The organism is Burkholderia sp. Bp8986 (assembly GCF_003854225.1).
In the GTDB taxonomy this organism is placed as follows: domain Bacteria; phylum Pseudomonadota; class Gammaproteobacteria; order Burkholderiales; family Burkholderiaceae; genus Burkholderia.
This window is the reverse complement of record NZ_QTQM01000001.1, coordinates 105,182-120,200: the sequence shown is the minus strand read 5'-3', so window position 1 is coordinate 120,200 and position 15,019 is coordinate 105,182. Positions and strand designations below refer to the sequence as shown.

The following is a 15,019-nucleotide window of genomic DNA, read 5'->3' as shown; positions in this document are numbered from 1 at the left end:
ATCGCCGTGCCGCCGCCGCGGGTCAGAAAGTCTTGTAGACGATGTCCGGCGCGGGCGAATCGGAAATGACCAGCACCAGCACGGTCACGACCGCCAATACCGTGCACCACGAGGTACGGGCGTAACGCGACAGGAACAGTCCGGCCATGCCGCCTTGCGTCACACGCTCGTATACCGCGTTGAGCACGGCAAGCGTCACCGTCGCGCCCACGAATACCAGCAGCCATACGAACGCGACGAGCGCCGGGCCGAGCGTCGTCGCGATGGTCTGGATTTCGCTCCAGGTCGACCAGAACCACAACAGGCTGAATGCGAAAAACGTGAACGTCAGCCCGCGCGCGCAATGGGCGTAGAGCGGCGTGTTGCACAGCGCGACGTACCGTTTCTTGCCAAGCCATTTGGTCATGCGGATCTGATACAGCTTGTTGACGCTGACGCCCCCGCCCTGCAGGACACCGAAGAACAGAAACATCGACGTCTGGCCGTGCCAGGCGCCGACCAGGAAGAACGTCACGAAGAACGCGACGACACCCAGATACGGCTCCAGTGAGCGCGACGGAAAGCGACGCATGAGTGTCATCAGCAGCGGGTTGTATACGTAGGTCTTGAGCCAGCCGGAAAGCGTGATGTGCCAGCGACTCCAGAATCCGATGAAGTTGGTCGACGAGAACGGCCGGTCGAAATTCTCCGGCAGTGAGATCCCGAAGAAGCGCGCGACACCGACGACCGTGTCCGTGTAGCCGGAGAAGTTGAAATACAGATAGACCGGGTAGATCGCGGCGATCGCCAGCCCGGTCAGCATGCGCTCGCCGAGCGGTTGCATCGGCGACAGTTGCGCAAGCGCCTGATGATGGAGGTGCGACAGTGCCGCCGACACGATCGCCACCTTGAAGAATCCCACGATGATGCGCTCGAGCGCGACGCCGTAGTCGATTGCATCCGGTCCCGGCCGCTCGCTCGTCTGCGTCACGCTGTAATCCTGAAAGCGTTGAATCGGCCCCGACACGAGCGACGTGAAGTTGAGCACGTAATTCAGATACACCACCGGCGTCACGCGAACCGACAGGCCCGGACTGCGAGCGTCGATGATGAGATGGAGCATCCGGAAAAAGATGTAGGACACGCCGATCGTCGCGTAAGGGTGCGACAGCAGCAACGCGGACGGCACGAACGTATAGCGTTTGAGCCAGAAGAACAGCGCGATCACGATCGCAACGATCGGCGCGAACGCAGCCAGCCACTGCTTCGTTTGCATGCCCCGGACGCTCAGATAACCGACGAGCAGGAATGCGGCGAACGGAATCCACGCGACCGGATCGCGGGAAAACGTCGCCAGGAACAGCAGATTGACGACGAGAAATACCGCGTTTTGCCAGGTCAGCGAGCGAGACAGGTTGAAGATCAGCGCGGCGACGGCTACAAAGGCGAAGAACTGGAAGGATGGAATATTCATCGGGCGGCCTGAAAACGGTTCGAAACGATGGCGGCGTCATGCGCCGCCAGGTTCAATGTGACCCGCATGCCGACAACGCGGGTGCCCCGCCGGCGGTAAGCGCCGTCACCATGCTTCGCGCGACAACGCGCGCGCCGGCGGCGTTCAGATGGTTGTCGACCGGATAGTAGTAATCGGCCGGGTTCGCCGACTGCTTCAGGCTCGAGGCCAGATCGATGTAGCGCATGCCGTGCTTCGCGGCGATTTCGGCCATCGCGTGATCGAGCGCCAATGGATCGATGCCCGTGGGCAGCGATTTCGCGACCAGGAGCCCGGCCTGCGTCCGTTGCGGAATCAGCATCAGCGCCACCGGCACGCCCGTCGCGCGAAACCTGTCCGCGACCGCTGCGGCCACTTTGTCGAACGTCTCGAGCCGCTCGCGCCAGGCGGTCGAAAATGGCGGCCGAAGGAAATCGGCCTTGTCGCCGTATTTCAGATACATCGGCACCTGAATGTCCGGATTTTCGAACATGTAGTGCTGTGCGACGGCGACGGCACGGCTGCCGCTCAGCCAGCCCTTGGCACGCGCCATCAGGTCGCTGCGCGGTTCCGGCGCGACGGTAGCCGCGGGCGCATCCGCGACGTCCGGCAGATTGATCTTTTCCAGATCGAACGGCGCAACCGTGAGTACCGCTGCATCCGGCTGCAAGGCCAGCGCCGGCCCGATCCGGTTCAGCACCTTGCGGAACGGCAGTTCGTAGACACCGAGATTCTGGACCTCCACCGGTGCGCCACACATCCTGCTCAGGTCATGTTCCGCCAGCGCCGCGAACGATTGGTCGTACGGGAGGCTCGTGCCTTCGGCAAACGACGTGCCGAGCAACGCAACGCGTCGCGTACCGGCCGGCTTCGGTCCGCAACCCTCGGTCGAGCGGAAACCGCAAGCGTTGTAGTGGTAAGTGATCCACGGCGTTTCCGGAGTCTTGACCGTCATCGTGCAGTTCGGGACGTTGCGCATGCCCTCCCTGGCATCGGCCACATGGCATTCGCCCCCGCGCGTACCCGCGCTCCAGATCGCCCTCGTCGCGAATTCGGCGGCAACGAAAAGGCAGACCACCGTCGCCACGACGATCAACGGCAGCAATACATAGTCACGGCGCGGCAGCTTGCGAGAAGCCGCAACGTCATCCGTCTCGCGCAACGACGTGAGTGATACGGTGTTTTTCATGATTCAGGCGGCAGCAATCGTATCGAAACCCGCCCGCGTCACGGCGAAATGACCCGGCGCGATCTCTCGGTCGCTGGCCATTTCCCAGACCGTCGTGCCGTCCGGCTCTTCGCTCACGGCTTCGAAACCGAGCTTCGCATAATGATCCTTGACCAGCGCATTGCGGTCGGTCGGGATATAACGCCCGATCACGCGCGTGACATCGCGCTGGCGCGCATGCTGCAGCACTTCGCGCAACACCATCTGCTCGACCTGGCGCCCCAGCACGCGGCAGCTCATCAGCCACGAATCGATCTGCCAGGTACTCGGCGCACGTTCGTCGGGCCGGCAAATCACGACCGAGATCATGCCGTTGTCGCCGAACGTATCCGTCAGGCGAACCTGCAGCGTGAAAACCCGCCCGTCACCTTCGAGCGCGTGGATCTCCGCGTCGGTATAGCGGCGCGTCGTCAAATTGAACTGGTTCGACTTGTTGATCAGCTGAACAATGCGTGCCCGTCCGGTATCGTCGAACGGTGCGAAATCGATCTTCATGTCGAGCGAACGCAGGTACGCATCCATGTCGCCGGCCTGACTGCGCAGCGCCACGCGGCGCGCATTGTCCTGGTACATGTCGGCGCGCTTCTGATCTTCCGGCAAGAACGCGAGGGACTCGAAATAGCCCGCGGCGGCAAGGGTCCGCGCGTACAGCGAAGGATCATCGGGCAACTCGGGAACGGCGACTTCGGGCAACGTCGTACGGACCAGATTCCGCTCGACCGGATTGTCGTCGAGGAACACCATCGAATCGATACCGAGCGACAGCTCGTCGGCAATCGCGCGAATATTGGTAGCCTTGTCGTTCCAGTTGGCCTGGAACACCGCAAAGTGTTGCTCACGCAACAGCATTTCAGGGTGCTTTTGAAACGGCAGACGCGCCGTATCGTCGTTGTTCTTCGACGACACCGCGAGCACGATGCCGCGCGCCCTCAGCGAAAGCGCGAGCTGTTGTACAGCGAGATGGGCTTCACCGACCGCATCGCCCTGCGCCACCTTGATGCCTTCGAGCAAGTCGTCGCCGATCACCCCGCCCCAAAGGGTGTTGTCGAGATCGAGTACCAGCACACGCCGGCTCTTGCCGCGCGCCGCGCCCAGCAGCCGGCCCACGTGATCCGCATAGAGCGGCACGTAGTCGCCGGCAAACGGATACTTGGCCAGATTCCATTGGGCGGGCGAATGCCAGTTCGCCAGTCCGACCGTCCCCGCGACATGCGCAACGTCGAACAGGATGTCATTCGATTCCGCCACACGCTGCGCGAGCGCTCGATTGAAACGTTCGACGAGATTGAGCGGCGTGCCGGCAATCAGCGCATCTCGATTGCCGAACAGTGTGTCGGACGGCGGCGCGAGCGTCTGGACGATCGACGGCGCATTGCCGTGCTGCCTGAAGCCGGCGCGCAGTGCATCGATCTGATCCAGTGCCGCGGCCACGCTGTGCTGCGCCGCTTCCTCGTCGCCCGGTTGCGCGTTGAGCGGCAGCCCACGGTAGTCCAGGGCCACCAGCACGGCATCGACTTGCGCGCGATTGATCGTCGAATCCGGCGCAAGGGCTTCCTGCATGACCTGCCCGTAGTGCCCCGACACGATCTCCAGCGCCACACCATGACGCGCGGCGCTGGCGACGAGCGGCAACACGAGATGATCGAGCGTGCCGTTGCCGACCAGCCCGAGCCGGAACGGCGTGAGCGGCGCGAGCGTGCGCCCCGCGCCCTGCAAGGCAACGATCGCGCGCCCCAGCTTGATCAACTGATTTTCGCCGAGCGCGCAGTTGGCCAGTTGGCGTAAGCGGCGGCCCAATCCGGCACCCGGATCATCGTCGATCGATTCGACGAGCGTGCGGCATCGCGCGGAGAAATCGTCAGGCGGGCGCGGCAACCAGGCCAGCGCAGTGTACAAATCATCTTTCATCGAAGGGCGCTCTCGGCAAAGCGGGTTCTGGACGGGACATGCGGGCCGACCTGCATCATGCGGCGTGGCGCTTGCTGATCAGATCTGCAAATTCACCGACGTTCTTGAGGCCGGAAATATCGGCTGCGGCAAGCTTGATTCCGAAAGCGCGCTCGACGCTCAGAACCAGGCGGATATGCGACAGGCTGTCCCAGCCGTCGACGTCAGCGGCGGTCAGTTGAGGCGTTGCCACCAGCTCGTCGTCGTCGAATACGTCACGCAACACGTCGGTCAACTTGGCATAGACGGCAGATTGGCTCACGGCGAAGGCATCCTTTGACGTAGGGAAAAATGAACGATGCGATGTGCTCGGTCGAGGTTGTTCGCGTGCAGGTCATCGCATTGCATCGGTCAGCGGTCCGTGGTCCGCAGCGGCACGACAACCTCGACCATCGTGCAAATGCTAGCCCGGCGATCGAATCATTAACGTGCGAAAAGCTACTTTTCCGGGAGGTGACCTGGCTGGAACGCAGGTTTCGACTCGCGAACGCGATGTCGAACGGGCACGCGGCTGCCCGCCGTTTCGCGCACGACAGGCACCGCGACGCGAGGCCGAACGTCGACTGGTCATCGGCGGCATTCGTGCTGCGATACGCTGCGAACCAGGCCGTCGATCGACACGTCAGCGCGCCCGCGTGCGCCTCACGGTGCGGCAGGATGGGTGGCCGGCGGGACCGATGCCGGTCGCTTGACGAAATAGCGGAACACGGCGATCAGCAAGACAATCGGCACGAAATTCCGTCCGCTGAACAAATTCGGAATTCGAAGAATCTCCATGATCGAAACGTAGAGCACGGCATGCGCGCAACACCAGAACCCGGCTCCGCTCCGCCAGCCTGCGTAGCTCCGTCCGAACACCCAGCCGAGGACAACCGCATCGAGCAGCCCGAACCAGCCCCATTCGTAAAAGTGAACGAAGATCCCGGAGGGATTGTTGAATTCCGGGTCGGCGTAGCTGTTCAGGAACACGGTGATGCTGTCGGTCGAGTCGAGCCACGGCTGCAACGGTGCGCCGATGATCGGAAAATGCAGCAGCCAGTCGAAAGTGAACATCGGATGGCCGCGGTCCCAGCCGAGCACGCTCAGTATCCCCGCACCGTTGTTCAGCGCCGTCGAGTAATAGAGGCCGAGACGTTCGAGCGCGAAATCGAAAAGGTTGTCGTAGATGGTGACGTAATAGGCTTCCCACGACCGGTTGTACTCGTTCGCGATGAAGAGCCCGAACAGCAACGGAATCGCGGCGTACGGCCCGAGCGTCAGCAGTCGCGAGAACCGGCCGCCGAGCCGGAACCGCACGATCATGAGCGCGCATGGCAGCGCCACCTCGATCAACGCGAGCCGCTCGGCAAAGATGAAGCTGCGCAGCAGCGTCAGCACCGCGAGCACGCCCAGGTAAACCTTGTAGCGGTTCACCCCTTTGACCGGCGTCTTGAACACGTAGAAATACAACGCGACGTACGGCGCGGCTGCCTGCGTGAACGAGCTCAGGCCCGTGAAGTGCCCTTTCTGCTCGAGCATGACATACGCATTCGCTTCGCCGTGCAGGAACGCCAGCAACAACGCCGGACGCGCGAGAATCCCGCCCAGCAGCATGAGATTGCCGAACAGCGCGAGCACGAACACGAAATCGAGTACGCCGGCGGGCAACTCGGCTGGCGCGGCCGGCGGCCCCCGGCGCGACTGCGCCTCGGTCGTCGCCAGCCACGCCGTCACCACGACGACCAGCAGGAACAACGCGCCGACCAATGCGTAATAGCCGTCGAAGTAGAGCCGCGCGATCGATTTCTGATTGACCAGCAGACTCAGCGACAACATCCCGTACAACGGCAGGATGAAGATCAGCACGAGGCGGGCGGGATCTTCCCACCAGTAACCTGTGTAAGCACCTGCCTCGCGACGGACACGCGCCGCCCTGCGCGCCGTCGCCCCGCTCTGTCGCGGACGGAGCCTGCCGTCGCCCGCACGCCGCCGTCTCATGAAGCCCGTTCCATCTGTTGTCGCGATACCGCCATTCCCTTGGCGACCGCCGCGGCCTGATGCGTGTTCGTATCCGCATAGCCGTAGTCGTACCGTCCCGGCGCGCCCTTGTAATCGTTCAGGACCACGCCGCGCACGTCGATATGCGCCTGTTCGAGCCGTCGTGCGCTTTCGTCGAGTTCCGCCAGTGTCGTCACGCCGCTGCGCGCGACGAGGAACACGGTTCCCGCGAGGCGGCCGAGCACCAGCGCATCGGCCACCGGCAGCAACGGCGGGCCGTCGATCACGACCATGTCGTAGCGCGATGCGACCTGCTCGATCAGTTCGGCGAGCGCGGGCTGCAGCAGCTCGCCCGGATCGGGCACGACGCTGCCCATCGCGATGAAATCGAGGCCCGGCACGATGCCGCGCTTGATCGCCTCGTCGAGCCGATGGGTGCCAGCCACCACGTCCGACAGGCCCGGTGCGCGGCTGTAGCGGAATCGTTCGTGCAGCGACCCCTTGCGCAGGTCGGCATCGATCAGCAGGACTCGCCGCTTCGCCGCGCCGACGAGCGACGCGATATTCGCGGCGACGAACGACTTGCCGACACCCGTCGTCGGCCCGGAAATCAACACGACGGGATTCGACGCGTCCGGCATCGACAGTTGCAGTGCCGCACGGAAATTGCGCAGGCTTTCGAGCGCCGCGTCCTGCACGGCAACCGACGGCACCTGCGCGCGCGCGCCACGCCGTCCGGCCTTCGGGCGCAGCTCCGCTTGCGCCGCGCCCGGGCTGTGCGGCACGGTCGCGAACACGGGCAGTCCCGTCGTCCATTCGATTTCCTCGGCATCGCCGATCGTGCCGACGATGCGCTGCCGGACGATCACGATTGCCGCGCCTGCCAGCAGGCCCACCATCAGCAGGGCGATCACGGCGACCCCGCGATGCGGGCCGATCGGCTGCTCGGCGACCTTCGCCGTATCGACGATCCGCACGGTGCCGGTCTTGCTGGCCCGCGCGAGGATCATCTGCTGGCGCGTGTTGAGCAGGTTCGTGTACAGCGCCGTGTCGACGGCCACGTCGCGCTGCAACTGCAGCACGCCCTGTTCGACGGTCGGCAGTTGCTGGATCTGCTTGCGTGTCGTGTCGAGCGAACGCTGCGCGTCGGAGAGCTGAGCATCGACGGCCACCACGGCCGGATGCTTCGGCATGAAGCGCGTCAGCAATTCCTCGCGCCGCTGCTGCAGCGTCTGCACGCGCGTCTCGATGTCGACCGACTGCTGGCGCAACGCCAGCGCCTCGTCGCTCGTATTGACCGTCCCGTGCGAGGCCCGGAACGCGTTGAAGCGGCTTTCCGCCTTTTCGAGCTGCGCCTTGAGCTGCGGCAACTGGGCGTCCATGAAGCGGATCAGCTTGTCGGCCGCCTCGGACTTGCGCTGCGTGTTCTGCGCCAGGTATGCGTCGCCGATCGCGTTCAGCACACGGCTGTCGTGCACGGGATCGGTGCCGTCAAGCGTCACGCCGACCATGTTCGACTGCTTGCCTCGCTCCGAGATCAGCGCGTTCTTCTGCAGCCAGGCCGTCGCCTCCTCGTCGCTGTAGCGCGTCAGGTCGAAGCGTGCGCCGGGCTTGCCGGCCACGCCGCGCACGAATATGTCGAGCGGCCCCTGCGGCGTCTCGACATGTAGCGGCTGCCCGATGCGGCCCTGCCATGCCGGCCCCTTGCGGCCGAACCAGCCCGTACGCTGCAGCGTGTAGGCGCCGTCGTCGCCGACGGTCAGCGCGAACCGCTTGCCGAGCAGGCGCTTCGGCACGTCGAAGGTCGGCACGTCGATGCGCTCGGTGCCGTACACATAGCCGCCCGGCAGCGGCGACGACAGCCCGTCGGCCGCGTTCACGAACCGCCAGCCGATCAGCGGCAGGTAATGCGGCCTGGCGTCGACGGCCAGATTGGTGCTGTCGATCGCGCGATCGAGCACCGCGCGGGATTTCAACACTTCGATCTCGGTCGACGCATCCGTCTTCAGGTCGAATACCGACGACGGATCACCGGTCGGCGACGTCGATTTCGAGTCAGTCGGGCTTTGCTCGACCTGGAACAGGATGTCGGTCCGGTAGACGGGGGCCGCACACAGCGCATACACGGCGCCAACGAGTGCGCCCGCGAGCGCCGTGCCAAGGATCAGGCGCCGGCCGCCGTACAGCATGCCCCAGTAGCGGCGCACCGGATAGGACGGCCGCAGGGCGGGCCCGCTGTGCGGGTCGGGCAGGGTCGAGGAAGTCATACGGCATCAGTCCCGTAGGCGCGACGCGCGGTCGCGATGACGAAATGGGTCATGAGGGTCACGGCGAAATCGCCTTGGCCGTCAGCGCACCCTGCGCGGACGACGGAATCAGCAGGTTGACGACGCGGCTCCAGCGCACCAGTGACGACGCATCGACGAACACGACATCGCGACGCTCGAGCGGAAACTGGTCGGCCAGCGCGAACGACGCGGGCGAACTGCCGTCGAGGTGGTACACCCGCGGGCGGTTGTCCGGGCCACGACGCACGACGAACACCTGGCGCGCGTCCGACGTGTACTGGCTCGCGCCGCCCGTGTCGCCGAGTGCTTCGCCGAGGCTCATCCGGCCGTCGGTCAGCGTCAGCGTCGCGGGCCGCGACACCTCGCCGAGCACGAACACCTTCGCGTCGCTCGCCGCGCGCACGCGCACGAGATCGCCGTCGCGCAGCAGGATGTTCGACGGGTTCACGCCCGCGGCGATCAGCGCCGGCAGGCTCACGTTCACGGTCTTGTCGCCGCGCGTCACCGAGACCTGCGAGCGATCGGCCGTCGGGGTAAAGCCGCCCGCGCGGTCGATCGCCTCGGGCAGCGTCATCGGCATGTCGTTGACGATCTGCAGACCCGGCGTGCGCACCTCGCCATCGAGATAGACACGCTTGCTGCGATAGGTCTGCACGCGCAGCGCGATCTGCGGCTTGCGCACATATTCGCCGAGACGCTTCGTCAGCAGCGCGCGCGCCTGCGCCTCGGTCAGCCCCGCCACGTGCACGAGGCCGGCATACGCGAACTGCACGTTGCCGTTTGCGTCGACCGTGTAGCCGGTCGCGACCGAACTGGCACCGACACCGTCGCCGCCCGCCGTCGTCTGCGTCGTCGGCAGGTTCAGTTCGGGGTGGTCCCATACGACGATGCCGAGCACGTCGCCCGGGCCGATCGTGTACGGCTTCGGCTTGCCGAACAGCTGGCGGATTTCCGCATCGACATCGGCCGGCCGGCTCGCACGCTGCTGCGCGACGAACGCCGGCGTGATTTCGATCAGCTCCTCGCTCGACACGTTCTGCACACCGTCGAGGCCGCCCGCGCCCGATGCATCGGCGCTCACGCGCGCATTCGCGTCACGGTCGGCAGGCGCCCGGTACGTCATGCCCGGCGACAACGCACATGCGCTCAGTGCGCATGCGGCCGCCACGATCGCGATGCGCGACAGCCACGGTGCGCGACGGGTGCCGGCCATGCGTGCCTGCGGCGCTCCGTGCGTCGATTCGGGTTGCGTGGTGATTGACATCGTGCCCTTCCAAAACTGTGCGGTAACCCGCCGAACGCGGCGAATTCCGGCATTACGCTTGCCGGCGCGGCTCGCATCACGGTGCCACGCCTCCCTCTACACCGCACGTCAAACCGTACGATTCGTCATGAACTGCTCTTCGTCGCTTTCGTTACTCGTCTGCATCGCCTCGGCCGGCATCGTCTGCGCCGTCGATGCGCAGACGTTGCCCGCCGTCCCGGCCAACGCGCCGACGTTCGCATCGGCGGCGGCGCTCCCGCCCGTACCGCTGCAGCGATCGGCGCAAGCCGCCGCGACAAGCGACGCCGTCGAACCCGCTGCAGCCGCCTCCGGAGTCGCGATGTCCGCTTCCGCGCGTCCCGTCGCCAGCACCGCCGTCCAGCCCGAAACGCGCGCTCGCGGCGCGCTGCGCCGGCCGCTCGTGCCGGGGCGGCCGCATCGCCCGCAAGCGGCCAGTGCACCCGCCGACGACGTATGGCGCAGCGACAGGTTGTATGCGTCGCCCTACGCGAAGTCGCCCTATGAGCAACCGGACGATCCGGACTGAAGCATCCCGGCCGGTCATGCCTCGGCATGACCGGCGATGCACCGATACGGAATTGGACACCACGGCGAACGGCACGTCTGTGAGGGACCCCACCGAACGCCGATCTTCATGCGTAGAGGGGATCGCACCCCGATGCGCCGCCGCGTGCGACGCGGCGCGCATCACGACCGGCCGACGGACACGCTCGTGTACGATCGCGCGGCCGCTTCCGGTGCGGCCGGATCGGCGACGCGCGCGACCGGCCGGATCGAGTCGCGACCGAGCGCCTGCATGCACCGGTCGATCACGATGTCCGTGCCCACCGCGCCGTACACCGCATGGTCGACCTGCGGCTCGAGGTACAGACGCACGTGACGCGAGCACCGGAACGCGCGCTCGATTGCACCGAAGTGACGCCGGACATCGTCGATGCCGGGATCAAGCGCGCCGTACACCAGCGTCGTCCATACGTTGCGCTGCGCAAGCTCGTGCATCACGCCGCGCGGCGTGCCGATGCCCGGCTTCCAGCCGGCGCGCGCGACAAGCGCCTTCGCCGGCACGCTGACCCGCGCGATCGCATTCGCGGCCACCGCCCGCACGATCGGCCGCAGGTCGCGCCGATCCCGCACGAGGCGCTTCCATTTCTGCCAGTCGCGCACCGAAAGCCAGTAACCGCGCACCGAGTTGTTCCGCTGCTTCTGCACTGCCTCGAGCGAGAGTCCGGCCGGCCACACGAAGCGGGCGAGATTGATCGCGATCACGCCGCCGAGCGACGGCGTCTTCACGGCCGCATGCAACGCCGCATAGGCGCCGGAACAAATGCCCGCCGCGGCCACCTCCGGGTGACCGAGCGCGCGCAGCCAGTCCGCGGCAGCGGCCACGTCGTCGCTCGACCGCGCCGAATACACGACGCCCGACTGGTCGTCCAGCGCGGCGGGCCCGCTATCGCCGACGCCATGCACGTCGATCCGCAGTGTCGTCACGCCGGTGCGTGCCAGCGCGCGCGCGAGGCGCACGCTGAAGCGCCCTTCGCCGCTGCGCGGGTTCGTCGACGTGTTCGCGATCACGAGCGCCGGGCCGACCGGATTCGCAGGCCGCGTGTCGGCGGGACGGCACAGCACGCCGACGAGCCGGTCCGGACCGACCGCGACGACCTGCTCGGTCATGTCGTGCAGGTCCAGCGCGACGGCCGACTCGCCATTCCACGCCGAATCCGTTTGCATCGGGGTTTCGGCGCCAGCCGACATACGTGGCGCGCGTTCGGCGATCCAGTTCGCGAGCGTGTCGATCGCCGCGAGCGGCAAGCGCGAGCGCGTGCCGTCCAGCATCGTCGTCGGCCATTCGCGGAATGCATCGCTCGCCACGTCCACACCGCGCTCGAACAGCGCTTCGCGCAATGCCGGCCCGTCGCCCTGATCGGGCTGGATCAGCAGCATCGCGCCAGGCAACGTCGGCGCATCGCGCACGACGTCGCACAGATCGACCGCCTTCAGCGCATCGACGAAGTCGTCGGGAAACCGGTGTCCGAGCACGTTCATGCACGGTTCGTCGCGATGCGCGGCGCGGATCGCGGGCGACGTGATATCGAGCCACTGGCGATGCACGAACGACAGCTCGCGCAGGTAGGCGCGACCGCGCACGACCGGCGCCAGCGCCACCAGGGCGTCGACGCGCGGCGCCGGGCGCGGGCCTACGCCCGCGGCGGCCAGCATCGCGAACAACGCTCCCGCACGGATCCCGACGAGCGTCAGCGTGGTTACGCCAACCTGATCGCGCAACAGGTCGATCGCGTCGTGAATGCTGGCGATGCTCGCGACATACCGACCGGCGTCGCGATCGTCGCCCGCCGAGTCGCCGGTGCACGGGTAGTTGAATCGCAATACCGTGACACCCTCGCGGGCCAGCCGCTCCGCGATCGCCCGCATGAGCTTGTGCGTCCACGATGCCTCGTGACCCAGCGATTCGCACAGGATCACGCCTTGTGTCGTATGTCCTTCGTGCAGCCACCCCACGCAGCTGCCGAACGTTATCGGCTTCAATCGGTACTCCTCGGCTCGGTATTTGTTATCGGATGCGGACACGCGTCCGGCGGCACACCGGAATCGGCCACTCCACGGTCGTGTGACCGCTCTACGGCGCACGGCCTTCACGCAACGGACCTCCGCCGCGCCCCTGCGCAACCCGTCCCTTCGCGATGCGTTGCCCTGCCCCGTTGCCTGGCGGCGGCAGGTTGCCGGCCCGAGTCGTCGTCAAGCCATGTCTGCCGCGCACGCAAACAGTCGTTCGATTAGAGCACTCGGCCCGAGCGCCCTTCGGTGCGCCAGCTTACAAATGCATTCATTACCGTGGCGATACAACGAGGCGCCCGCTGTCGGGATTCGCGCCGCGCGTGTGCGCCGAATCCGCGAAAGGTAGGCTCGCGAACACAGTCGTCTCGCTAGCCCCGTATCATGACCGCCATGCGATGTGGCCGTGTCCGGCATCGCCGGACGAAACCGGCGCCAGCCGGAACGGGCCGCGAACCCACGCAGCCGGATCAGCGCCGACCGGCCGCGCGAGCGCACGGCGGCCGGCACCTCGCCACCCTGCGACACCCACGGCGCCGACCAAGCGAATGTCAAACCTCAAGAAGAATTTCCTGCTGCTGCTGACGCTGCAGATTTCGATGTATGCGGTGCCGCTGCTGATCGCACCGTTGCTCACGCACGCGCTGGGCCCGGAAGGCTACGGGCAGCTCGCGTTCTCGCTCGCGGTCATCGCGTACCTCACCAACTGCACGAGCTACAGCTTCGACCTGACCGCCACGCCGCGCATCGCGCTCGCGCGCGACGACCGCGCCGAACGCTCCCGCATCTTCTGGGCGACGCTGTATGCGCAGATCGGCATCGCGGTGATCTGTTTCATCGTGCTGGTCGGGCTGATCGTGCTGGTCGGCCGCTTTGGCGAAGACCGCGACCTGCTGCTGATCGGCTTCGGGATGGTGGCCGGCGTGGCGTTCACGCCGGGCTGGTATTTCCAGGGCATGGAGAAGTTGCGCGCGCTGAGCGTGATCCTGTTCGTCGGCCGCATCCTGAGCCTGCCCGCGATGTTCGCGCTCGTGCATAGCCCGGCGGACATCGACCGCGCGATGATCGTCAACGCGGCCGTCCCGACGCTGTCCGCGCTCGTACTGGCCGTCTATCTGTATGCCCAGCGCGAAATCGACTTCGTTCGCGTAGGTTTCGCCGACATCGCCGAATCGCTGAAAGGCGGCTGGCAGGTGTTCCTCGCATCGACGTCGATCGCGTTCTATGCGTCGACCAACACCGTGCTGCTCGGCTTCGTGTCGGGCAACGTCGCGGCCGGCTACTTCGCCGCCGGCGACAAGCTGATCCGCGCGGCGCTCAGCATGCTCCAGCCGCTGAAGGCCGCCACCTATCCCCGCATCAGCTATCTGATGCGGCATGCGCGAAACGACGCGTTCTCGTTCCTGCGCAAGCTGTTCGTGGTGCAGGTCGCGATGGTGCTCGGCATCTCGCTCGCGATCTTCTTCGGCGCGCCGCTCGCCGTGCGCATCCTGTACGGCCCTTCGTACGAACCGACGGTCCAGGTGCTGCGCTGGATGGCCTTCATTCCATTCATGGCCGGAATGACCGACCTCTTCGGTGTGCAGACGATGCTGCCGCTTGGAATGAAGTCCGAATTCACGCGTGTCCTGATGTCATCGGGCATTCTGAACATCGTGCTCGTGCCGGTGCTCGCGAAGTACTTCGCCGAACTGGGCGCCGCCGCCGCCGTGCTGACGGCCGAGGCTGCGGTCGCAGCGGCGCTCGCGACCGTCGTCTATCGCGCCGGGATTCCGCTGCCGGGCAGTCCCGTCGCTCGGCGCGGTTAGCTGGCGCAGCGTCCGTGCTGCCGGTTTTTCCCGAGGCGACCGGAATTCGACGGGGTTCCATTCGATGCACACGCAACGAATCCCCCACAAGCCTCCCGTCGCCGCCCCCAATCCGCCTCCCCTCGAAACGACCGCCCCCGGGTACTTCTTACCCTGCTGCACACGCACAATCAGGAACGCTTACCGGCTTTTCCCCACATCGCACAGCCGCATCGAAAAAAGATCATACGTATCAGTATAAACACCGATGCTGTAGTCAAACTACATTCGTACGATTGGCCACTGCAGAGAATCGCTACATCCGATTCGGCAGTGTCGGACGGTCCGCGTCGCCGTCCGCGTTGTCCGATCGGGCCCAACCGGCCGTAACGATTCCCCGCCTGGCCTGGCATGCCGACGCGCAACCACCCTGCATCGCCAGCCGAATGCGTCCGGTGCGAATCC

10 protein-coding genes are annotated in these 15,019 nt (G+C 65.9%); 2 read left to right on the top strand and 8 right to left on the bottom strand.

What is annotated here, in order from left to right; all coding sequences use genetic code 11:
* Window positions 1-22: 22 nt before the first annotated feature.
* The 7 genes from DID99_RS00510 to DID99_RS00480 form a co-directional block, all read right to left on the bottom strand.
* A complete protein-coding gene (locus DID99_RS00510) occupies window positions 23-1,453 on the bottom strand; it encodes an MBOAT family O-acyltransferase (protein ID WP_124665799.1) in 1,431 nt (476 codons plus the stop codon).
* A 52-nt stretch (window positions 1,454-1,505) separates the two neighbouring features.
* Window positions 1,506-2,426: an SGNH/GDSL hydrolase family protein gene (locus DID99_RS00505; protein ID WP_185733713.1), complete on the bottom strand. Its 921-nt coding sequence runs from the start codon at window positions 2,424-2,426 to the stop codon at window positions 1,506-1,508.
* A 237-nt stretch (window positions 2,427-2,663) separates the two neighbouring features.
* Window positions 2,664-4,607, bottom strand: a complete 1,944-nt coding sequence (locus DID99_RS00500; RefSeq protein WP_124519632.1) for an HAD family hydrolase — start codon at window positions 4,605-4,607, stop codon at window positions 2,664-2,666.
* A 55-nt stretch (window positions 4,608-4,662) separates the two neighbouring features.
* The gene (locus DID99_RS00495; RefSeq protein ID WP_059666713.1) at window positions 4,663-4,908 is read right to left on the bottom strand and encodes an acyl carrier protein; all 246 of its coding nucleotides are present in this window, start codon (window positions 4,906-4,908) and stop codon (window positions 4,663-4,665) included.
* A gap of 380 nt (window positions 4,909-5,288) precedes the next feature.
* Entirely contained in the window at window positions 5,289-6,623 is a 1,335-nt protein-coding gene (locus tag DID99_RS00490) for an oligosaccharide repeat unit polymerase (protein WP_124570063.1), read from the bottom strand.
* Window positions 6,620-8,890 (bottom strand): polysaccharide biosynthesis tyrosine autokinase, encoded by a 2,271-nt coding sequence (locus tag DID99_RS00485; RefSeq protein ID WP_124665797.1) that lies wholly within the window; start codon window positions 8,888-8,890, stop codon window positions 6,620-6,622. The genes DID99_RS00490 and DID99_RS00485 overlap by 4 nt, the downstream gene beginning before the upstream one ends.
* A 58-nt stretch (window positions 8,891-8,948) precedes the next feature.
* The gene (locus DID99_RS00480; protein ID WP_124665796.1) at window positions 8,949-10,175 is read right to left on the bottom strand and encodes a polysaccharide biosynthesis/export family protein; all 1,227 of its coding nucleotides are present in this window, start codon (window positions 10,173-10,175) and stop codon (window positions 8,949-8,951) included.
* On the opposite strand from DID99_RS00480, the gene DID99_RS00475 reads away from it, so the two are divergent.
* Window positions 10,162-10,722, top strand: coding sequence for a hypothetical protein (locus DID99_RS00475; protein WP_260427230.1), 561 nt, complete (start codon window positions 10,162-10,164; stop codon window positions 10,720-10,722). The genes DID99_RS00480 and DID99_RS00475 overlap by 14 nt on opposite strands.
* A 161-nt stretch (window positions 10,723-10,883) precedes the next feature.
* On the opposite strand, the gene DID99_RS00470 is transcribed toward DID99_RS00475, so the two are convergent.
* Window positions 10,884-12,740, bottom strand: a complete 1,857-nt coding sequence (locus DID99_RS00470) for a serine aminopeptidase domain-containing protein (RefSeq protein ID WP_124484980.1) — start codon at window positions 12,738-12,740, stop codon at window positions 10,884-10,886.
* A gap of 575 nt (window positions 12,741-13,315) precedes the next feature.
* On the opposite strand from DID99_RS00470, the gene DID99_RS00465 reads away from it, so the two are divergent.
* Window positions 13,316-14,575: an oligosaccharide flippase family protein gene (locus DID99_RS00465; protein ID WP_124484981.1), complete on the top strand. Its 1,260-nt coding sequence runs from the start codon at window positions 13,316-13,318 to the stop codon at window positions 14,573-14,575.
* Window positions 14,576-15,019 lie beyond the last annotated feature (444 nt).